The organism is Nitrosospira sp. Nsp2, from assembly GCF_003050965.1.
GTDB lineage: Bacteria > Pseudomonadota > Gammaproteobacteria > Burkholderiales > Nitrosomonadaceae > Nitrosospira.
Genome location: NZ_QAOU01000008.1, coordinates 1 through 21,553, shown reverse-complemented (window position 1 = coordinate 21,553; position 21,553 = coordinate 1). Strand labels below are relative to the sequence as shown.

The window sequence follows — 21,553 nt, the reverse complement described above, 5'->3', positions numbered from 1 at the left end:
CATATAATGAGCAGGAAACTGATGCCAGGCAGGCGCTCGACAGAGCACCGGTTCAGAGGTTCCTTAGCTACGAGCGCGCTCGCTCGGATAATGCGGGATAAAGACTATGTCGGAGAAAACTGGCGGGGAAAAACTGCTTTATTGTTCGTTCTGTGGCAAAAGCCAGCACGAAGTGAAGAAGCTTATTGCCGGTCCATCGGTATTTATTTGCGACGAGTGTATTGAGCTTTGCAACGATATTATCCGTGAGGAAATACAGGGAGCCGAGGCCGCCAAACTTACCAAGTCGGACCTGCCGGTTCCGCACGAGATTCGCCAGATTCTCGACCAGTACGTAATTGGCCAGGAGCAGGCGAAAAAAATACTGTCTGTGGCGGTATACAATCACTACAAGCGCCTGAGAAATCTCTCAAAGTCGGGCGATTCAGACGACATCGAGCTATCGAAGAGCAACATTTTGCTGATTGGGCCCACGGGTTCTGGCAAGACACTGCTTGCGCAGACATTGGCCCGACTGCTTGATGTGCCTTTTGTCATGGCTGACGCGACCACCCTTACGGAAGCGGGCTATGTCGGCGAAGACGTTGAAAATATTATTCAGAAGCTGCTTCAAAAATGTAATTATGACGCCGAAAAGGCTCAGCAAGGAATTGTCTATATAGACGAAATTGATAAAATTTCGCGTAAATCGGACAATCCTTCCATCACCCGCGACGTTTCGGGAGAGGGGGTTCAGCAGGCTCTGCTCAAGTTGATCGAGGGCACAATCGCGTCGGTACCGCCTCAGGGAGGGAGAAAGCATCCCAATCAGGAGTTCGTGCAGGTCGATACGACCAACATTCTCTTTATTTGCGGCGGTGCTTTTGATGGCCTGGACAAGGTGATACGCGCCCGTTCGGAAAAGGGCGGGATTGGTTTTGGCGCGAATGTGCAAAGCCAGGAGAACCGCAAGGACGTCGGTGCGCTTCTGCGGGGTGTTGAGCCGGAAGATTTAGTCAAGTATGGCCTGATCCCGGAATTTGTGGGGCGGTTGCCGGTGGTCGCCACCCTTGAAGAGCTGGATGAGTCAGCATTGATTCAAATTCTGACCGAACCAAAGAACGCGCTTATCAAACAATATCAGAAAATGTTCCATATGGAAGGCGGCGTCGATCTCGAGTTTCGGGAGCAGGCCCTCAAAGCGATTGCCAGGAGAGCGCTGGCCCGAAAAACGGGCGCTCGCGGCTTACGCTCGATTCTGGAGAGTACCTTGCTTGATACGATGTTCGATTTGCCGTCATTGGAAAATGTAGCCAAAGTGGTAATTGATTACGGCTCAGTCAACGGCGATGTCAAACCAATCCTGATTTATTCGGATAAACCGAAGGTGGCCAAGAGCTGTTAACCGGCGTAGCTCACGTTCATTATTTGCCCGGCTTGGTTGGGCCCGTGTCTTGAATTTTACCGCGGTGCCCCCATAACCTCTTAACTCTGTTTGTTCTCATAGGTGCGAGCCGATATGTCCTCTTCAATCATTGATCCTAGTCAAATTTCGTTGCCGCTATTGCCATTGCGGGATGTCGTTGTCTTTCCGCACATGGTGATCCCCCTTTTTGTCGGACGGCCAAAGTCGATAAAGGCGCTGGAAGTCGCCATGGAGTCGGGCAAGAGTATACTGCTCGTGGCGCAGAAATTCGCGGCCAAGGACGAGCCTGCGCCGGACGATCTCTACAGCGTATGCAGCGTCGCCAATCTGCTCCAGATGCTCAAATTGCCGGACGGTACCGTCAAGGTGCTGGTTGAAGGCGGGCGTCGTGCCCGCATTATAAAGGTCGTCGATGACGGCAATTATTTCACTGGCCAGGCTTCGCTACTCCCGCCGGATGCGGTGGACAACCATGAGGTTGAAGCAATGCGTCGAGCATTGCTCGCGCAATTCGACCAGTATGTAAAGCTCAACAAAAAAATACCACCCGAGATTCTGACCTCATTAAGCGGCATCGATGAAGCGGGACGTTTGGCTGACACGATCGCCGCGCATTTGCCGCTGAAACTCGAGCAGAAGCAGGAGGTGCTGGAAATTTTTGATGTGCCGAAACGGCTCGAGCATCTGTTGGGGTTGCTTGAGACCGAACTTGATATTCTTCAAGTCGAAAAACGCATCCGGGGCAGGGTGAAGCGCCAGATGGAGAAAAGTCAGCGCGACTACTATCTCAACGAACAGGTAAAAGCCATCCAGAAAGAACTGGGTGAAGGCGAAGATGGCGCTGATCTCGAAGAGGTCGATAAGAAAATCAAGTCCGCTCAGATGCCGAAGGATGCGCGCGCCAAGGCTGAAGCCGAACTGAAAAAACTGCGCCTGATGTCTCCCATGTCTGCAGAAGCCACCGTCGTGCGCAATTATATTGACGCACTGGTGGCGTTGCCATGGAAGAAAAAAAGCAAAATCAGTAAAAATCTTTCTGCCGCAGAAGTCGTGCTGGAACAAGACCATTATGGTCTTGAAAAAGTCAAGGAGCGCATTGTCGAGTACCTGGCGGTGCAGCAGCGTGTGGATAAGTTGAAAGCGCCCATTCTCTGCCTTGTGGGCCCGCCGGGAGTGGGTAAGACATCGCTCGGCCAGTCCATTGCCCGAGCCACCAATCGGAAGTTTGTGCGCATGTCCCTGGGAGGCGTTCGGGATGAGGCCGAAATACGCGGTCATCGGCGGACCTATATCGGATCCATGCCAGGCAAGATCTTGCAGAACATGACCAAGGTGGGTGTCAAGAATCCCTTGTTCCTGCTTGATGAAGTCGACAAGATGGGCATGGATTTTCGCGGGGATCCTTCCTCGGCGCTCCTGGAAGTGCTGGATCCGGAACAGAACAATTCATTCGTGGATCATTATGTTGAGGTTGAGTATGATTTGTCGGATGTCATGTTTGTGGCAACGGCGAACACGCTTAACATACCCCCAGCCCTGCTGGACCGGATGGAGGTGATTAGGCTCTCGGGATATACGGAGGATGAGAAGCTCAACATCGCCATGCGCTACCTGCTGCCCAAGCAAATGAAAAATCATGGATTGAAGGAGCAGGAACTGGCGGTATCGGAATCGGCATTACGAGATATCACCCGCTATTACACGCGTGAGGCCGGGGTTCGTGCCATGGAACGGGAAATCTCCAAAATATGCCGAAAAGTGGTTAAGGCGCTACTTTTGAAAAGCGGTCAGAAAAAGGTCACGGTCACCGGTCGCAATCTCGATAAGTATCTTGGCGTACGGCGCTACACCTATGGGGTGGCTGAAGAGAAAAATCAGGTGGGACACGTTACCGGTCTGGCGTGGACGGAAGTGGGAGGGGAGCTGCTGACCATTGAGGCAGTCGTGCTGCCTGGGAAGGGAAAAACGATTACCACAGGAAAATTGGGCGAGGTGATGCAGGAGTCAATCCAGGCCGCGCTGTCCGTTGTGCGCAGCCGTTCGAGGACACTGGGTATTTCCGAGGATTTTTACCAGAAGAGCGATATTCATATCCACTTGCCGGAGGGGGCGACCCCGAAGGATGGTCCGAGCGCCGGAATCGGCATTTGTATAGCCATGGTGTCGGCGCTGACAGGCATTGCTGCTCGAGCGACGGTGGCGATGACAGGGGAAATCACTTTGCGAGGTGAGGTTTTGCCTATTGGAGGACTCAAGGAAAAACTGTTGGCGGCTCACCGTGGAGGTATCAAATCCGTACTGATCCCCGAGGACAACGTCAAGGATTTGACCGAAATCCCCGAGAACATTAAAAACCGGCTGGATATCCACCCGGTAAAATGGATCGATCAGGTACTCGATTTCGCCCTGGAACGGAAGCCGGAGCCGCTCCCCGCGTCCGCCTCGGCTGTTCCTGCACCTGTTGCGGTTGAGGGGGATGTGACCAGCACGGTGATTAAGCACTAGGAAAAAAATGTGTTCGGGTTCGACGGCGGGCTGGGTTAAACTCCAGGTGTCGCCGTTGAGCCCGTTTTTATCCTGAATAATCTTGACCAAGCCCAAGCGGCTTGATATAAACCGATTGCAGGGTCAAAAGTATTTTAACAATAACGAAAGGGGAACCACGTGAACAAAGCCGAACTCATCGATGCCATCGCCAAGTCTTCCGATATTTCCAAAGCCTCTGCGGGACAAGCGTTGGACGGCGCATTATCCGCTATTAAAGCCGCTCTCAAGAAAGGCGAGAGTGTAACCCTCGTCGGCTTTGGAACCTTCAGGGTGGGCAAGCGTGCGGCTCGTACGGGCCGTAATCCCCGGACGGGCGCAGCGATCAAGATCAAGGCTGCGAAAGTCCCGAAATTCAGCGCTGGCAAGGCGCTCAAGGATGCAGTAAACTAGAAGTCTTTTAGCCGGGGTGCTTAGCTCAGTTGGTAGAGCGTCGCCCTTACAAGGCGAATGTCGGCGGTTCGACCCCGTCAGCACCCACCAGCGAAAATTATTAGATTGTTGGAGTGGTAGTTCAGTTGGTTAGAATACCGGCCTGTCACGCCGGGGGTCGCGGGTTCGAGTCCCGTCCACTCCGCCAGCTTTGTGTTAAACCAGGGCGAACGCAAGTTCGCCTTTTTTGTTCATTTTTCTCGATTAATGTTTGATTTTGTCCATAGAAAAAGACGAATCGTCCAGATCATCATGGGTCTTGCCGTGCTGCCGTTCCTGTTCTGGGGCCTCGAGTCGTATCAGAGCAATGAGGGCGAAGATTTCATCGCCATGGCCGCAGGAGAGAAAATCCAGCGCCAGGAATTCGACCAGGCGATGCGCAATCAGCAGGAAAGCATGCGAGCAACGATGGGAGAGAATTTTAACGATACCATGCTGGACAGGCCCGAAGTGCGAACCGCGGTCCTTGAGGGGCTGATTCAGCAACGCTTGTTAAAGCATGAGGCATCCAGCGCAGGCTTAGCCGTACTCGACCCGCAATTGGTGGAGATGATACAAAACATTTCCGCTTTTCAGGAAGATGGCAAGTTTTCGAAGCAGCGCTACGAAGAGTTGCTGCGGGGCCAGGGTATGACTCCGCGAACATTTGAAGCCCGGGTGCGGCAGGAACTCATGCGCCAGCAACTGATTGCGCCTTATGGCGAAAATGGCTTCGTTTCAGACACAGTAGCGGAAAAATTGCTAAGGCTGAGCGAAGAACAGCGCGAAATCAGCCTTGTTCAAATACTACCGGCCGAGTTCCTGGGGCGTGTCAAACCCGACGATGCGGCCATCAAGGCTTATTACGACTCCCACCAGGCTGAGTTCCAGCTGCCGGAACAAGTACAAGTTGAATACGTGGTGCTTTCGCTGGAAAAATTAGCTGAACAATCGCCCGTGAGTACAGAAGAGGCGATGAAATATTTTGACGAGCACAGGAGTGAATTCGGCCAGACGGAAGAACGACGCGCCAGCCACATCCTGCTAAGCGCTCCGGCATCCGCCTCCGACGCCGAGCGGCAGGCAGCGCGGGCCAAAGCCGAGCAATTACTCATCCAGGCGAGGAAAGCCCCGCAAAATTTTGCCGAGCTTGCCAAGCAGAATTCCCAAGACCCGGGCTCGGCAGCCAATGGCGGGGATCTTGGCTATTTTGGACGCAATATGATGGTCAAGGCTTTTGAGGACGTTGTTTTCCAGATGAAGCCGGATGACATCAGTAATATCGTCGAGACAGACTTTGGTTTTCACATCATTAAACTCACGGCGATCAAAGGTGCGAAGGCGGTTGATTTTAACGAGGTAAAAGGTCAGGTTGAGCAGCAAATCAAAAACGAGAAAGCCGGCAAGCTTTTCGGCGAAGTAGCGGATGGCTTCAGCAATTTAGTTTATGAGCAGAGCGATAGCCTTCAGCCCGCCGTGGAAAAATTTAACTTACCTGTTCAGCGAAGTGACTGGATAGGCAGAGACTCGGGCCAGCCACCATACTTGACCAACGCGAGACTGCTGCAGGCGATATTCGCGGAGGATGCACTAAAGAACAAGCGCAACACGGAAGCGGTCGAGGTCGCGCCCAACACCCTGGTTGCGGCGAGGGTCCTTGACCATAGACCAGCCCGGATGCCCTCTATTGCGGAGTTGAAGGATAAAATTTCTGCGGTGGTAGCGCAGCAGGAAGCGCGAGCGCTGGCGACTAAGGAGGGCAAGGAAAAGCTTGCGCAGTTACATGCGGGAAAGCGAACCGACATTACCTGGAGCGCAGCTCAGCGGGTCTCGCGAAAGGATCCGCAGGGTCTCGATAACGATACGCTGCGCGCCGCATTCAAGACTGATACCGCGGCATTGCCATCTTATACGGGGGTGGAGAATCCTAAAGGCGGTTTCACTTTGATTCGGGTCAGTCGTGTCGTTCAGCCAGAGGTGCCAGACGTGGCTACACGCAGAGCTTTTGCGAAACAACTGCAGCAGTTGCTTACCCAGGAGGAACTGACATCCTATTTAGCGGGTGTTAGGACGCGTTATGACGTTTCGGTCAGGAGCGTTAACTAGAAAGGCATTTATCCACTAAGGGCAGGAGTCGATGACGTCAAACGCTATCGTGTTGAACCCCGCGTCCACATGGGTAATTTCTCCGGTGATGCCGCTCGCGAGGTCGCTGCACAAAAAGGCGGCCGTGTTGCCTACCTCCATGATCGAAACATTTCGACGTAACGGGGCGACTTTTTCGGTATAGCTCAACAATTTTCCGAAGTTGCTGATTCCGGCTGCGGCCAGGGTTTTGATTGGACCAGCGGAAATGGCATTGACCCGTATCCCCTTGGGCCCAAGGCTGGATGCCATGAAGCGCACGTTTGCCTCAAGACTTGCCTTAGCCAGTCCCATGACGTTGTAACTCGGCATAACGCGAGCCGAGCCCAGGTAGGTAAGCGTGAGAAGGGCACCATTGCGCCCCTGCATCAGCGGCAGGCCGGCTTTTGCCAAAGCTGCGAAGCTATAGGAGCTTACATCGTGCGCGATGCGAAAAGCTTCCCGATTGACACTTTCCAGATAGTCTCCGCTCAAAGCCTCCCGTGGCGCAAAAGCGATGGAGTGAACGATGCCGTCAAGGCCATCCCAGTGTTGTCCCAGGCTGTCGAAACACTTCGCAATGTCCTCATCATTTGAAACATCGCAAGGAAATAGCAAATCGCTATCAAACTCGGTGATGAGTTTAGCAACGCGTTCGCGGATTCCCTCTCCCTGATAAGTGAAGGCCAATTTCGCGCCTTCGCGATGCATCGCCTTCGCAATTCCATAAGCAATGGAGCGATTACTGAGCAATCCGGCGATGAGGATCCGCTTATCGGCGAGCAGTGTCATGTTATATCCTTGCAATGTATTGAACGATCGGGGGGATTATAGCGTCAAGTTATTGGCGCTTGTGGAATCATCGAATTTTAGCTGGCCGGTGCTCAGTCTCCATGTCGGTTATACGCTACACTTGCATCAATGAAGGCAGCTTTAGCGGATCCCCCTAGTAAATCCACGGTTGCGCAATGCGCAGGCGCGGCGGCAGCGTGGCGAAACGGAACGTGTCGAAGCCGAGGCGCGCGCGGGCGGAGCGGGTCAGTTTCGCGTAACCTGATTTCCAGATATTTGACTAAAAAGATCCTCGCATGGGCATCCCAATGTCCAGCGTCCGGTGGCGACTCCGGTACTACAGAGCGTTACCGCCGAGCGGAACAATTTCGAAGCCTGCCGAGTTGCAGACTTTTCCCGATGCGCTCATCGGCCACGCCATCTGGTTTTTCCCGCGGCTCACGTCTCGGGCGCGTTATTAAGGCGGCCCTGAAATATGTTCCGGTACTGCCCGTGATTCTGGTTAGCGCGTGCAGCGGCAACCCCTGGAATAGCCCCTACCCTGCCGCGGATGCAGACAAAAATATACTTTATAGCGCCTTTGCGGAACGCCCCAAGCACCTGGACCCGGTGCAGTCCTATAGCTCAAACGAAATTCTGTTTACGGCTCAGATCTACGAGCCGCCGCTGCAATACCATTATCTGAAGCGTCCTTATGAACTGATCCCATCGGCAGCAGCAAAAATGCCGGTGGTACAATATTTCGGCCAGAGCGGGGAGCGGCTGGCGGATGACGCCAATGCAGCGCAGATCGCCTATACGGTTTATGAAATTTCGATCAAGCCCGGAATTCGTTACCAACCTCACCCCGCATTTGCCAGAAACGAGGGCGGTGAACTTCTCTATCATTCCCTGTCAGCAAAGGATCTTGCGGGCATTTACAAGCTGAGTGACTTTCCCCTTAGCGGCTCGCGGGAACTCACGGCTCATGACTACGTTTTCCAGGTTAAGCGGTTGGCGCATCCGAAGCTGCATTCACCGATATTGGGTTTGATGTCGGACTATATCGTCGGACTTAAGGAATATTCAGCAACGCTGGAGACTGTAACGGCCCAGGCGCAGTTCAACCAAAAAGGCGCGGACACCTATCTGGACCTCCACAGTTTCCCTCTCGAGGGCGCCCAGGTTGTGGATACGCATACTTATCGCATCAAGATCAAGGGGAAATACCCGCAGTTCCTGTACTGGCTGGCAATGCCTTTTTTTGCGCCCATCCCGTGGGAGGCGGAGCGTTTTTACGGTCAACGCGGAATGGCGGAAAAAAACATCACACTGGACTGGTACCCCGTGGGTACTGGTCCCTATATGTTGACCGAAAACGATCCAAACCGCGTAATGATACTTGAGAAAAACCCGAATTTTCACGGCGAAGCCTATCCGACGGAAGGCCCACCCGAGGACGTAGACGAGGGCTTGCTGAAGGATGCCGGCAAGCCGTTGCCATTCATTGAGAAAGTCATATACAGCCGTGACAAGGAAAGCATTCCGCGCTGGAACAAGTTCCTCCAGGGATACTATGACGCTTCCGCCATTGGTTCCGACAGTTTCGATCAGGCAGTACAACTGACGGGGCAGGGAGAAGCCACAGTGACGGAAGCGATGAAGCAGCAGGGCATCAGGCTGGAAACCGCTGTGGCAGCGTCCACCAATTATATGGGTTTTAATATGTTAGACCCGGTAGTAGGCGGTGTAGGTAAGCAGGGACAGGAGGCGGCAAGAAAGCTGCGGCAGGCGATCTCGATTGCAGTTGATTACGAAGAGTACGTTTCGATATTTGCCAACGGCCGTGGCATTCCGGCGCAAGGGCCGATCCCGCCGGGTATCGCAGGCCATCGCGAGGGCAAGGAGGGTGTGAACCCAGTAGTGTACGATTGGGTCAATGGACGTGCCCGGCGCAAACCGATCGAAGCTGCAAAAGCGCTTCTGGCTGAGGCGGGCTATCCGAACGGCAGGGATGCCCGGACGGGAGCGCCGCTGGTACTGTACTTTGACGTTACCGCCCGTAGCGCCGAGGATAAATCAAGTCTCGACTGGATGCGGAAACAATTTCAGAAACTCAATATCCAGCTCGTGGTCCGAAGTACAGACTACAACCGTTTCCAGGACAAGATACGCAAGGGCAATGCGCAAATTTTCGAGTGGGGATGGAATGCGGACTACCCGGACGCGGAGAATTTCCTGTTCCTTCTGCACGGTCCGCAGCGAAAGGCGGGGAGCGAGGGCGAAAACGCCTCAAATTACTCTAATTCCGAATACAACCGATTGTTCGAGCAGATGAAGAATATGGAGAACGGCCCGGAACGCCAACGCATCATTGACCGCATGGTGAGCATCCTGCGTCGCGATGCGCCTTGGCTATGGGGTTATCACCCCAAGGAGTACGGGTTATATCACGCGTGGTACGAGAATGTTAAGCCGAACAGACTGTCACACAACAATATTAAATACTTCCGCATAGATGGCAGCTTGAGAGCCGAGAAACGGCGAGAATGGAATGAACCAGTGCTGTGGCCGGTTGTGCTGGTAGCAATACTGCTTTTGGCCAGCCTGATCCCCGCGGTAATGGTTTATCGCCACAGGGAACGGAGCGCGGGAATAACCAGCCGCGACATCAAGCCCGCTTGAGCACCGCCTAAAATCAAGATTAGATGCTTAACTACATTGTCCGGCGTTTGTTTTACGCGATTCCAATTCTGATTGGCGTTAACCTGATTACTTTCACCTTGTTTTTCGTGGTGAATACGCCCGACGATATGGCTCGGATGCAGCTTGGCATCAAGCGCGTGACGCCCGAGGCCATCGTCCGGTGGAAGCAGGAGCGTGGATACGACAAGCCGTTGATGTTCAATAATGCCGAGCAAGGTTTCTCCAAACTGACCCGGACGGTTTTTTTTGAGAAGTCGGTATCCATGTTTGCGTTCCGTTTTGGCCGGGCCGACGACGGGCGCGATATTGCCTATGAGATAAGAAAACGGATGATACCCAGTCTTTCAATTGCGCTGCCGGTATTCTTGCTGGGACTGGGCGTCTATATCGTGTTTGCGCTGACGATGGTGTTTTTTCGGGCGACGTATGTGGATTTCTGGGGTGTGGTACTATGCGTCGCGCTAATGTCCATCTCCAGCCTCTTCTACATTATCGGCGGACAATTCCTGATCAGCAAACTATGGCATCTCGTACCTATTTCAGGTTACGGCTACGGGATGGACGCTGCGAAGTTCCTCATACTGCCCGTGATTATCGGCGTGATTAGCGGCGCCGGAGCCAATACTCGCTGGTACCGCACGATCTTTCTTGAAGAAATGAGCAGGGATTACGTCCGCACCGCGCGGGCCAAGGGTTTATCAGAGCGTATCGTGCTGTTTGGGCACGTGCTGAGAAATGCGCTCATACCGATATTGACTGGAACGGTGGTCGTGATCCCTTTGCTTTTTCTGGGCAGTCTCATTGCCGAGTCCTTTTTTGGCATCCCGGGTTTGGGGAGTTATACCATCGATGCGATCAATTCACAGGATTTTGCGGTGGTGCGGGCTATGGTTTTTCTTGGATCCCTGTTGTATATCGTCGGGCTGATATTGACGGATATTTCCTATACGCTGGTCGACCCCAGAATAAGAATGGAATAATGGAGCGATCGCGGCAGTTGTCATGTCTTTCAAACCCGTAGTCCTGTGGACAGACGCACTCGTCTACCTGCTGGTAGCGGTTGTGCTCGTGCTTGTCTGGCATATACGGCGAAACGAGCACCTTCTGGCTCCGTGGCGGCGCGTGGGCCATAGCGCGAGCGGTATGTCCGCGCTCACGGTGCTGGTCTTCTTTATCATTACCGGATTACTTGATACGGTACATTTCCGTCCCGCTACCGAACTTGGCAACGGCGACAACGGCGCGGTTAGTGAGACAGCTTACAGCGTTGAAGTGCTGAGCTTGCTGGACCTAATTGCGGCTCCTCTCCGCACGCGCGTGGAAAAGACCTATTCCGCGCCGTTTGCCGCTCATCTGTATGCGCGCGAAACGGTAGAGCTTCCGGATGGCGGGCAGACGCGCGAGTTTCCTCGACTGAAGTACGGCGGAGCGCATTTACAGGACCCGGAACTAGAGCTTATGCCGGACATTATGGCGAGGGCTGCGACGGGCGCAGTAGGGGGGCTGCTCCTCTGCGGTGTCCTGATCGCCTTGCTAGCTGTGACATTGGCGCGACAAAGAAATGAAACGTTCATGTCCGCACTTGCCGCGATACGGTGCCGTACCACCGCAACCCCATGGTACGCCGTTAGCATCATGCTCGCGCTGATACTGGTATTACTCGGCGCGGCATTGGCGTTGTGCAGCAGTTACCATATATTCGGCACGGATAAGGTGGGGCAGGACGTTTTTTATCTATCGCTTAAAAGCATCCGCACCGGGCTCGTGATTGGCACGCTCACCACATTGATGATGTTGCCTTTTGCGCTGCTCCTGGGTATCACTGCGGGATATTTCCGTGGCTGGGTGGATGATGTGATTCAATACCTGTATACGACGCTCAGTTCGATTCCCAGCGTTTTGCTGATTGCCGCCGCCGTATTGATGATGCAGGTATATATCGAAACTCGTCCGGAGTTGTTCGACACGGTTGCGGCACGCGCCGACCTGCGTCTGCTGTTTCTGTGCGTCATACTCGGGGTAACGAGCTGGACCGGCTTGTGTCGGCTGTTGCGCGGTGAAACCCTGAAACTGAGGGAGATGGAGTATATTCAAGCGGCCCATGCGTTCGGTGTGTCTCATTGGCGGATTATCAGCCGCCACATCCTTCCCAACGTGATGCATATCGTGCTGATATCGACGGTAATGGACTTCAGCGGTCTGGTTCTGGCCGAGGCCGTGCTTTCTTACGTAGGCGTCGGCGTGGACCCCTCCATGATCAGTTTTGGCACTATGATTAACGCCGCGCGCATGGAAATGGCGCGCGAGCCGATGGTATGGTGGGCATTGCTCGCCGCTTTCAGCTTCATGTTTGCGTTGGTATTGAGCGCCAATCTATTCGCTGATGCGGTACAGAATGCTTTTGACCCCCGAGCCAAGAACTTGTCGACAAGGGTTAAAGCCTTCCACCGAAAAAAAATCCAGAAAAAGCCAGAAGTTGAAACCGCTTCAGCCAGGCCCGAGGACTCATTTTTGTGATGAGCCCGGTATTGAGAATACAAAATCTCGAAACCATTCTCTACACCGATACAACGGTGGTACATGCGGTGGATGGGCTTACGCTGGAGATTGGGAAAGGCGAGACTTTCGCCTTGCTAGGCGAATCAGGTTGCGGTAAATCCATGACCGCTCTTTCCATAATGCGGCTTCTGCCCGAGTCGGGCGAAATTGTGGGAGGGTCGGTCAGGCTGGGCGAAAAGGATTTGCTTCTGCTGCCGGAAGCGGCCATGCGCGGCGTTCGTGGAAAGCGCATCAGCATGATCTTTCAGGAGCCAATGCTAAGCCTGAATCCGGTCATGACCGTGGCGGAGCAAATCGGCGAGGTTCTTCGCCGCCACTTCGATCTTCGCGGTATGGCCGAGCAAGAGCGCATCGTGGAAATCTTGAATCAAGTGGGAATACCCGACGCGCCGCGCCGCATGCATGAATATCCGTTTCAGTTCTCGGGTGGAATGAAGCAGCGGATGATGATAGCCATGGCGCTGGCGGGACAACCCGAGCTTCTAATCGCCGATGAGCCGACGACTGCCCTAGATGTGACCATCCAGGCGCAGGTGCTTGACCTCATGCGTACTCTCCAACAGCGTGACGGTATGGCGATTCTGCTCATTACGCACGATCTTGGCGTTGCCGCCGAAATGGCGCATCGGGTAGGAATAATGTACGCTGGCGAAATCGTGGAGACTGCCGCACGGGATGCGTTTTTTCAGGCTCCCGCGCATCCCTATTCGCGCAAGTTGCTCGCTTCCCTTCCGGGGAGAAACAGGCGCCGGCAAGGTTTGCGCCTGGCAGCCATAAGCGGGAACGTGCCCCCCTTATCGCAGGAATTTGTCGGCTGTCGTTTCGCGGACCGCTGCGAGCATGCATGGGACTTATGTCATGAGGCGGCACCGGGCTGGTCCATTGTAGCCGGGGAACATCACGTAAGATGTCATCTTTATGGTGCGGACGCCGGATCACTCGCCGCCGAGCAAGCGTCCGGCCGGCAGCTCCGGGAGAACACCAATACCGTTGATAACCCTGGCGCTGTGGACGAGTTTACAGCGCAGATCGGGTCGCATCCGCCTGCCGGTGCAACCACCACCGACGCATATTTGCTGTCGGTTACGGACCTGAAGGTCCACTTTCCCATCCGCAAGGGGCTGATGAAAAACGTGGTGGGATACGTCAAAGCGGTGGATGGCGTATCGCTTCACATTGGTCGGGGAAAGACGCTGGCGCTGGTGGGCGAGTCCGGTTGCGGGAAGACAACAGTCGGGAAGAGTATCCTGCAACTCATTCCACCCACCTCGGGCAGCGTACGCTACAACGGGCTGGAACTGGTAGGGCTGGAACGCAACCGGCTTAGACGCATGCGTGCCGAGTTCCAGCTAATATTCCAAGACCCGTATTCCTCGCTCAATCCGAGGATGCGCATCGTCGACATCATCGAAGAAGGCATTAATTCACTGAATGTCGGCAATGGAAGCGACGGAAGAGCGGCGGAGCTTCAGGCTGGGGTGTTTCCACGAAAGATACCGCAGCGAAAGATACCTCAGGGACAGAGTATGGATGCGCTATTGGATAGCGTCGGGTTGCCGCCCGAAGCCAAGTGGCGCTATCCGCATGAATTTTCCGGGGGGCAGCGCCAGCGTATTGCAATCGCCCGAGCTTTGGCCGTCAACCCGAAGCTTATCATTTGCGATGAGCCCACCAGCGCGCTGGACGTCTCCGTGCAAGCCCAGATTTTGAATCTGTTGAAGGAATTGCAGAGCAATCTCGGCTTGGCGTATCTATTCATAACCCACAATATCTCCGTGGTGGAATATCTCGCTGATGAAGTCGCTGTGATGTATCTGGGAAGAATCGTCGAACGCGGAACGGTGGATGAAGTGCTGACCAGCCCCAAGCACCCTTATACTCAGGCCCTGCTGTCGGCGGTGCCGGTGATCGAGCTCGAATCAAAACGCCATATTATCCATTTGCACGGCGATCTTCCCTCACCTGCGCATCCGCCTGCTGGCTGTCATTTTCACCCCCGGTGCCCGCACGCCATGCCCGTGTGCCGAGAAATTTACCCCGCAACAAGCACATTTAGTTCAACGCATACCGCGCGTTGCTATTTGTATCCCCAGGAACAAGATTCTCAGCAAGCATAAGGAATATTCAGAATGGTCAGTCAGGAAGTGGCGCGGCGTCGCACGTTTGCGATAATTTCTCATCCGGACGCGGGTAAGACGACGCTTACCGAAAAGCTGCTTTTGTTTGCCGGCGCAATTCATATCGCCGGGAGTGTCAAGGCGCGCAAGGCAAGCCGGCACGCCACCTCGGACTGGATGGAAATCGAGAAACAGCGTGGTATCTCGGTAGCCAGTTCGGTTATGCAGATGGAGTACGCTGGCTGCGTCATCAACCTTCTGGATACCCCCGGGCATCAGGATTTCTCCGAAGATACGTATCGTGTCCTGACTGCCGTGGATGCAGCCTTGATGGTGATCGATGCAGCCAACGGTGTCGAAGCGCAGACGTTACGCTTGCTGGACGTATGCCGGGCGCGTAATACGCCTATCATCACGTTCATTAACAAGATGGACCGGGAGGTGCGACCCCCGCTGGATCTAATTGATGAGATCGAACGAACGCTGCGCATGGCGGCAGTGCCGTTTACCTGGCCTGTGGGCATGGGTCGCAGTTTCAACGGCGTATTCGACTTGCAGCGCGACCAGATGCGCGTTTTTCGTCCGGGCTCGGATCGGCTGGATGAGGATGACGAAATCATCCACGGTCTGGATAACCCCGCAATCGCACTTCGGTTTGGGGATACCGCCGCCGAAATGCAGCAGGAAATCGAGCTTATACGCGGGGCGTCCCCTGAATTCGACCAAGCCGCCTTCCTTGCCGGGAAGCAAACACCGGTATTTTTTGGCTCGGCCATCAACAACTTCGGCATCTGTGAAGTCCTTGATGCGCTGGTAGGTCTCGCGCCGCCGCCGGGATCACGCATGGCCCTGCAGCGCGAAGTGCAACCCGGCGAGCAGAGGTTTTCCGGGGTGGTCTTCAAGATTCAGGCCAACATGAACCCAGCCCACCGTGATCGAATCGCCTTCGTCAGGATCTGTTCGGGGCGGTTCGAGCGCGGCATGAATCTGAAAATCGTGCGTAACGATAAGGACATTCGGACGAACGGGGTCGTATCGTTTCTCTCTCAGAGGCGGGACTTGCTAGACATCGCCTATCCCGGCGATATCATCGGCATCCCCAACCATGGAACGCTACAATTGGGGGATACTTTGACAGAAGGTGAACGCCTGCAGTTTACCGGCTTGCCTTTTTTTGCCCCCGAAATCTTTCAGACGGTGGAAATTGCGGACCCGATGCGGAGCAAGCAGCTCAAATTGGGACTCGCCCAATTGGGCGAGGAGGGCGCGATCCAGGTATTTCGGCCGCATTCCAGCAGTACTCTGCTGCTGGGCGCCGTGGGTACCCTGCAGTTCGACGTGGTGGCGCACCGACTCAAACACGAGTATGGCGTCGACGCGATGCTCGTCCCCTCCAAGTTCCAGCTTGCGCGTTGGGTTACCGCGGAAGACGAACGCGAACTCAGGCGCTTTATCGATTCCAACGCGCATCGGGTGGCGTATGACGCAGTCAACGCCCCGGCCTTCCTTGCATCATTTGGCGCTGAACTGAGCGTTGCCGAGGAAAGCTGGGAAACCATCCGTTTCCACCGAATGCGAGAGCACGCGGGGCTGGTATTTCAGTGTGCGTAAGACACCACCCAGAGGCATTGCTGCGCGCGATCTGATTGAAGAAGCATTCCTTCCACCGGGGTGTGTAGCCTTGGGGCGGATGGATCAAGCTTATTAGCTGACTTCCGCCAGCAGCCTACCCGTCGTCTGTTCCGCCTGGCGAAGGTAGCCGCCCCCAAACAGATTGAGATGGTTTAGTATGTGATAGAGATTGTAGAGTGTTTTACGGGTCTCGTACTCGGGTTCCAGGGGGTATGCTTCCCCATAAGCCGCATAAAACGAATTCGCAAATCCGCCGAATAGCTCGGTCATGGCAATATCCGTCTCACGGTCGCCGTAATACACGGCAGGATCAAATACCACCGGTTGTCCCGAGTCGTCGAAACGAAAATTACCCGCCCATAAATCGCCGTGCAATAGAGAGGGAATCGGCTGCGGACCTGGAAAAAAATGGTCGAGCCGTTCCATCAATTGCTCACCTTGCTTCTGTAGCCTGCCCGTATAGCCATTCGCTCTCGCCAGCCTCAGCTGATAACCCAGACGGCGTTCGCGCCAGAACTCTGTCCATCCGGTTGAGAATTTGTTGATCTGGGGGGTAGAGCCAATCGTGTTGTCGCGTATCCACCCGAATTTTTGCGACGAGAAACGATGCATCGTGGCAAGTCGCTGCCCCAGGGCGATTGCGCCGCTCCGACCAGCATCGTTCATCTCCAGATACTCCAGCACCAGCCACGCCTCAGTGCTATTGGTCCCCCAGCACAGTGGCGCCGGAGCACGCAGGGACCGGGATCCCAGGATTTCCTTGAGCCCTGCCGCTTCCGCCTCGAACATGGCCAAGGCATCCGCGTTGTTCAATTTGACAAAAAACTCGCGTCCGCTGCCCCCCACCCTATAAGTTCGGTTGATGCAGCCGCCGCCGATGGACGCAACTTTCTCCACAACAAACGGAATCCCTTCTGAACTGGAGATCTGCGCGGCAATTTCGGTCCATGACGTCATGAATATACGTTATCCGCTTTGCAGCTGTTCGTCGCCGGCCAGCCATGTCCTTGCCCTTGCGATCGCCGCGCTTACCTGTACCGGCGCTGTTCCACCGATGTGGTTGCGGCTGTCGACCGACCCCTGAAGCGTTAGCAACGCAAAGATATCATCGTCGATTAGACTCGAAAATTGCTGCAACTCGGGCAGGCTGAGTGCGCTGAGGTCGCGGCCGCTTCCGTCGGAGAAGCGCACGGCTTGGGCTACTGCCTCGTGCGCCTCGCGGAAAGGCAACCCTTTTTTTGTCAGATAATCGGCCAGATCAGTAGCCGTGGCGTAGCCCCGCATAGCCGCGTCGCGCATCGCGTCCCGGTTGACCCTAATGCCCGCTATCAAGTCCGCATAGATTCGCAGCGTGTCCATGAGCGTGTCTACCGTATCAAACAGCGGCTCCTTGTCTTCCTGGTTGTCCTTGTTGTATGCCAGCGGCTGAGCCTTCATCAGCGTGAGCAGGGCAATGAGATGTCCATTAACGCGCCCTGTCTTTCCACGCACCAGCTCCGGCACATCGGGGTTCTTTTTTTGCGGCATGATGGATGAGCCGGTGCAGAACCGGTCGGGAAGGTCGATAAAGCCGAAGGAGGGGTTCATCCATAAGATCAATTCTTCTGATAAGCGCGACAGGTGCGTCATCACGAGTGTTGCCGCGGCACAGAACTCAATCGCAAAATCACGGTCGGAAACCGCGTCGAGGGAATTTTCGCAAACCCCGTCGAACCCCAATTGTCGCGCTACCATTTCGCGGTTGATTGAATAACTTGTACCCGCCAATGCTGCTGCTCCCAACGGCAGTTTGTTCACGCGCTTTCTGCAGTCGGACAAGCGTTGAGCATCCCGCTTCAACATCTCGAAATAAGCCATGAGATGGTGACCGAATACGACGGGTTGCGCGACTTGCAAGTGCGTGAAACCCGGCATCAGCGTATCCACATGCGCTTCAGCCAGATCGAGCAGCGCGCGCTGAAGCGCATGTATGAGATCAACGATATTGTCGATGGCGGCGCGCAGATACAGGCGCACATCCGTCGCCACCTGGTCATTGCGCGACCGCGCGGTATGCAAGCGCTTGCCGGCATCTCCAATAAGAGTGATAAGACGTTTCTCGATATTGAGATGCACGTCTTCCAGTTCCAGCTTCCAGGTAAACTCGCCGCGCCGTATTTCGTTCAAAATCTCAGCTAAACCAGACTCGATCGCAGCCAGGTCATCGGCGCTAATGATGCCTCCGGCTGCAAGCATGCCCGCGTGGGCGAGAGACCCCTGGATGTCATACTCCGCCAGCCGTTGGTCAAAATTCACCGATGCGGTGTACCGTTGCACCAGTTCCGAAACCGGTTCCGCGAAGCGCCCTGACCAGGTGGCGTTGGTGTTTTCGATCGACGCGCTGTTCTTGTGGGTGGTTGCCATTATTCTTGCTGGAATGGAAATATTAAATTTTCCAAACGCTCCTTTGCTATTTAAAGAACGCGAGTATAAAACAAAACATCCGCTCCCCCCATGCGCTGATGGCGGCCGTCGTTTTTTGACTCCAGCGGAAGAGCCGTTGACCGATTACGCTCGCCCGATATGGTCCGGTGCGTTCAAAACTCAAGGGGATCTACGTCCAATATCCACCGCACCTTGCGGCTCGGAAGCGCGTCGAGTCTTGATCTCCACCCCGCGAGGAATGCCTGTAGTTGTTTGCGGGAGCCGCACTGCGCCAGCAGATACGCCCGCTCCATTCCCTTGAGGCGTGACATTTGGGCGGGCACAGGATCGAATACTTCGACTTCTTCCGGCGCCTGCGCGATAGATGCCGCGCTGGCGAGAAAACTCAGCGCCACGCCAATCTCCGGCGCCTCCGCTCGCAATAAAGCCTGATACACGAAAGGCGGGAATCCCGCCGCTCTTCTCTCTTCCAGCAACGTTCGGGCTAGCGCGTCATAATCCTGCTTCTGAAGCGCATGATATAGCGGATGACCAGGGAACTCCGTTTGAATCAATACCTCTCCTTCAATACCCGAGCGTCCCGCACGGCCAGCGACTTGCATCAACTGCGCAAATAAACGCTCGGAAGCACGAAAATCGGTACTGTATAGCGAAGCGTCCGAATTCAGTATGGCCACGAGCGACAGATTGGGGAAATCATGCCCCTTGGCTAGAATCTGCGTTCCGACAAGAATGTCCACCCGCTTTTCCTGGATGTCTTTCAGCATCTGTGGCCACGCATCTTTACGGCGCGTGCTGTCGCGATCAATGCGCATGACGCGGGCGTCAGGAAAGCATTCTGCCAGCGTGGCCGCCACGCGTTGCGTGCCGTGTCCGAAAGGCGCGATATCCTGATCGCCGCATTGGGGACAGGCGTTGGGGAAGCGTTCCCGGTGCCCGCAATGGTGGCAACGCAATTGTTTTTCGCGCAGGTATACCACCAAGCGGCTGGCGCAGCGATGGCAAGCCGCCGCCCATCCGCACGATCTGCACAGCAATACTGGCGAGTAGCCGCGGCGGTTGATAAACACAAGACTTTGCTGGTTTAATGCCAGACATCTTGCCAGTGCGGCGGTCGCTGGAGCCGAAAGGCCGTCCTTGGCTCGGGTGGTCCGCATATCAACACAACGTACGACCGGCAGCGAGGCGTTCTTCACCGCGCGTAACGGTAATCGAAGTCGGGTGTAGCGGCCGCTCAGAGCGGCATGGTAACTCTCCAGAGAAGGGGTGGCGGATCCCAATATCACCGGCACGCCAGCTTGTTTGGCACGAAATACCGCCACATCTCGGGCAGAATAGCGCAATCCCTCCTGTTGTTTAAACGACGGATCATGCTCCTCATCCACTATTATCAATCCCAGCTTTGGCAGTGGGGTAAAAACTGCGAGACGCGTTCCAAGTATGAGCTGAGCTTCTGCCTGTTGCGCTTGCAGCCAGCCGGTTGCACGCTCAGACGGGTTGAGCCCGCTGTGGAGGCTTACCAATCGCACAGCTGGAAAGCGGGCGCGGAAGCTGGCTTCCAATTGTGGCGTGAGGTTGATTTCAGGCACCAGTACGAGCGTTTGCCGCGCTTGCCGGAGTAAAAGCGATATAAGGCGCAGGTAGACCTCTGTTTTTCCACTCCCCGTGATTCCATGCAATAGCCAGACGTGGAATTCATTTGCTTTCGTCGTGATGGCATCGACCGCGTTTTTCTGAGCGGGGGTCAGCACGGGCGATGTCTTTGATTCGTCGAAGATCCTGTAGCCGGGGCATGAAACCGGGATTTCTTCCACCCATCCTGCGGCGATGAAGTCCTTGATAGCCTTCACAGCCCGGCTGGAGATTTCTCTTGCCTCGCTCATGCTCATCCCGCCTTGTCCTTGCAGGCGTGCCAAAAGCCTGCGCTTGACGATACTCCGCGCGGGAACGTGGGATAAATCAGTCGATTCCCCTGTCGCCGTGAGGCGATATCGCAAATCAGCGTCAGCCCTTTTTACAAAGGGTTTATTGCTGCGCAACCTGGAGGGCAACCCGTTGAGGACGACCTCGCCCAGAGGATGATGGTAATAATCGCTACAAAAACGGAATAGATCGAGCAGGTCCTTTGGCAGGGGAGGGACATCGCGGAAAACATGACTGGCATAGCGGAGCCGTTGGGGCGGCACGGCGGAGTGAGCCATCACTTCTATGATTACGCCCGTGAGCGTATTTTTGCCGAATGGAACGCGCACACGAAGGCCGATGTCTCGCGCGGATATTTCGTCAGGTGCTAGGTAGTCGAACAAGGTGTTCACAGGAACATCGAGTGCAACGCGAATGATAGGCATGGGAATATGGACACTGGAGCCAGTGAAACAGACAATTATGCCCGGACGCCGCGGTGACGTGAGAGGCGATCGCAGTAAGGTGGGGAATTTAACCCCGACAGTTACCGGCTTAATTCCGCGCCGGATCTGGGGTTGGCGTGTCGGGACTTCTTACATTGTACCCGGGTAAGCCTGTTTTTGTTTCTCAAGCTCTTGATTTACGGAATCCACTAGGGGTTGGCATAAGATATGCTTTTAACCGAAGCGATGCACTGTCCGTGCCGCACGCTAGTGGACGGATCGATTCCGCTGGGGTAATGGCAACAACGGATTTCGGTTTTCTTATCAAGGGCCAAAAAACGTTGAGAAGAAGGCTGAGCCATTAGGCGCTCTTTTCGTCAGGGGATGCGGGGATATTGCTGAGTATTGTAGTGCTGACAAACTGCTTGACTTGGTTGATCTTCGCGGATAGTCTTTACAGGGTTGTGGGTATGTAAAGTATATGTAACATTGGTATTGATATTGGTATTTCA

The 21,553-nt window shown here is 54.8% G+C and carries 13 protein-coding genes and 2 tRNA genes; 11 read left to right on the top strand and 4 right to left on the bottom strand.

The annotated features are described in order from the left end of the window. Positions 1–106: 106 nt before the first annotated feature. From clpX to C8R31_RS13930, 6 genes are all read left to right on the top strand, one after another. A complete protein-coding gene (gene clpX / locus C8R31_RS13955; protein WP_107694692.1) occupies positions 107–1,384 on the top strand; it encodes an ATP-dependent Clp protease ATP-binding subunit ClpX in 1,278 nt (425 codons plus the stop codon). A gap of 114 nt (positions 1,385–1,498) precedes the next feature. Beyond that, positions 1,499–3,910, top strand: coding sequence for an endopeptidase La (lon, locus tag C8R31_RS13950; protein WP_107694691.1), 2,412 nt, complete (start codon positions 1,499–1,501; stop codon positions 3,908–3,910). Between the two features lie 159 nt (positions 3,911–4,069). Next, entirely contained in the window at positions 4,070–4,342 is a 273-nt protein-coding gene (locus C8R31_RS13945; protein WP_107694690.1) for an HU family DNA-binding protein, read from the top strand. A 14-nt stretch (positions 4,343–4,356) separates the two neighbouring features. Then, a tRNA-Val gene (locus tag C8R31_RS13940) sits at positions 4,357–4,432 on the top strand. 20 nt (positions 4,433–4,452) lie between these two features. Beyond that, a tRNA-Asp gene (locus C8R31_RS13935) sits at positions 4,453–4,529 on the top strand. 59 nt (positions 4,530–4,588) lie between these two features. Next, on the top strand, positions 4,589–6,466 hold the full coding sequence (locus C8R31_RS13930) for a SurA N-terminal domain-containing protein (protein ID WP_107694689.1): 1,878 nt from the start codon (positions 4,589–4,591) through the stop codon (positions 6,464–6,466). A 15-nt stretch (positions 6,467–6,481) separates the two neighbouring features. Here the strand turns inward: C8R31_RS13930 and C8R31_RS13925 are convergent, their stop codons facing one another. After that, complete coding sequence (locus C8R31_RS13925) at positions 6,482–7,276, bottom strand: enoyl-ACP reductase (protein WP_107694688.1); 795 nt, start codon at positions 7,274–7,276, stop codon at positions 6,482–6,484. 399 nt (positions 7,277–7,675) lie between these two features. Here C8R31_RS13925 and C8R31_RS13920 point away from each other — a divergent pair, with 399 nt between their 5' ends. The 5 genes from C8R31_RS13920 to C8R31_RS13900 are packed head-to-tail and all read left to right on the top strand — an operon-like array spanning position 7,676 to position 16,248. Continuing rightward, positions 7,676–9,940: an ABC transporter substrate-binding protein gene (locus tag C8R31_RS13920; protein WP_107694687.1), complete on the top strand. Its 2,265-nt coding sequence runs from the start codon at positions 7,676–7,678 to the stop codon at positions 9,938–9,940. Positions 9,941–9,963: 23 nt separating this feature from the next. Further along, positions 9,964–10,941, top strand: a complete 978-nt coding sequence (locus C8R31_RS13915) for an ABC transporter permease (RefSeq protein ID WP_107694686.1) — start codon at positions 9,964–9,966, stop codon at positions 10,939–10,941. A 22-nt stretch (positions 10,942–10,963) separates the two neighbouring features. Continuing rightward, entirely contained in the window at positions 10,964–12,478 is a 1,515-nt protein-coding gene (locus tag C8R31_RS13910) for an ABC transporter permease (RefSeq protein WP_107694685.1), read from the top strand. Then, entirely contained in the window at positions 12,478–14,637 is a 2,160-nt protein-coding gene (locus C8R31_RS13905; RefSeq protein WP_107694684.1) for an ABC transporter ATP-binding protein, read from the top strand. The genes C8R31_RS13910 and C8R31_RS13905 overlap by 1 nt, the downstream gene beginning before the upstream one ends. Positions 14,638–14,649: 12 nt before the next feature. Then, a complete protein-coding gene (locus C8R31_RS13900) occupies positions 14,650–16,248 on the top strand; it encodes a peptide chain release factor 3 (RefSeq protein WP_107694683.1) in 1,599 nt (532 codons plus the stop codon). 93 nt (positions 16,249–16,341) lie between these two features. Here the strand turns inward: C8R31_RS13900 and C8R31_RS13895 are convergent, their stop codons facing one another. The 3 genes from C8R31_RS13895 to C8R31_RS13885 form a co-directional block, all read right to left on the bottom strand. Next, complete coding sequence (locus C8R31_RS13895; RefSeq protein ID WP_107694682.1) at positions 16,342–17,226, bottom strand: fructosamine kinase family protein; 885 nt, start codon at positions 17,224–17,226, stop codon at positions 16,342–16,344. 9 nt (positions 17,227–17,235) lie between these two features. Continuing rightward, positions 17,236–18,672 (bottom strand): argininosuccinate lyase, encoded by a 1,437-nt coding sequence (gene argH, locus C8R31_RS13890; RefSeq protein WP_107694681.1) that lies wholly within the window; start codon positions 18,670–18,672, stop codon positions 17,236–17,238. 173 nt (positions 18,673–18,845) lie between these two features. Continuing rightward, the gene (locus C8R31_RS13885; RefSeq protein ID WP_107694680.1) at positions 18,846–21,041 is read right to left on the bottom strand and encodes a primosomal protein N'; all 2,196 of its coding nucleotides are present in this window, start codon (positions 21,039–21,041) and stop codon (positions 18,846–18,848) included. Positions 21,042–21,553: the final 512 nt, after the last annotated feature.

Bases quoted from the DNA above. Each gene is read 5' to 3' on its own strand.
- C8R31_RS13915 (WP_107694686.1), top strand. From the start codon at position 9,964: ATGCTTAACTACATTGTCCGGCGTTTGTTTTACGCGATTCCAATTCTG.
- argH (WP_107694681.1), bottom strand. From the start codon at position 18,672: ATGGCAACCACCCACAAGAACAGCGCGTCGATCGAAAACACCAACGCC.
- C8R31_RS13925 (WP_107694688.1), bottom strand. From the start codon at position 7,276: ATGACACTGCTCGCCGATAAGCGGATCCTCATCGCCGGATTGCTCAGT.
- C8R31_RS13920 (WP_107694687.1), top strand. From the start codon at position 7,676: ATGCGCTCATCGGCCACGCCATCTGGTTTTTCCCGCGGCTCACGTCTC.
- C8R31_RS13895 (WP_107694682.1), bottom strand. From the start codon at position 17,226: ATGACGTCATGGACCGAAATTGCCGCGCAGATCTCCAGTTCAGAAGGG.
- lon (WP_107694691.1), top strand. From the start codon at position 1,499: ATGTCCTCTTCAATCATTGATCCTAGTCAAATTTCGTTGCCGCTATTG.
- C8R31_RS13905 (WP_107694684.1), top strand. From the start codon at position 12,478: ATGAGCCCGGTATTGAGAATACAAAATCTCGAAACCATTCTCTACACC.
- C8R31_RS13930 (WP_107694689.1), top strand. From the start codon at position 4,589: ATGTTTGATTTTGTCCATAGAAAAAGACGAATCGTCCAGATCATCATG.
- C8R31_RS13885 (WP_107694680.1), bottom strand. From the start codon at position 21,041: ATGCCTATCATTCGCGTTGCACTCGATGTTCCTGTGAACACCTTGTTC.
- clpX (WP_107694692.1), top strand. From the start codon at position 107: ATGTCGGAGAAAACTGGCGGGGAAAAACTGCTTTATTGTTCGTTCTGT.
- C8R31_RS13900 (WP_107694683.1), top strand. From the start codon at position 14,650: ATGGTCAGTCAGGAAGTGGCGCGGCGTCGCACGTTTGCGATAATTTCT.
- C8R31_RS13910 (WP_107694685.1), top strand. From the start codon at position 10,964: ATGTCTTTCAAACCCGTAGTCCTGTGGACAGACGCACTCGTCTACCTG.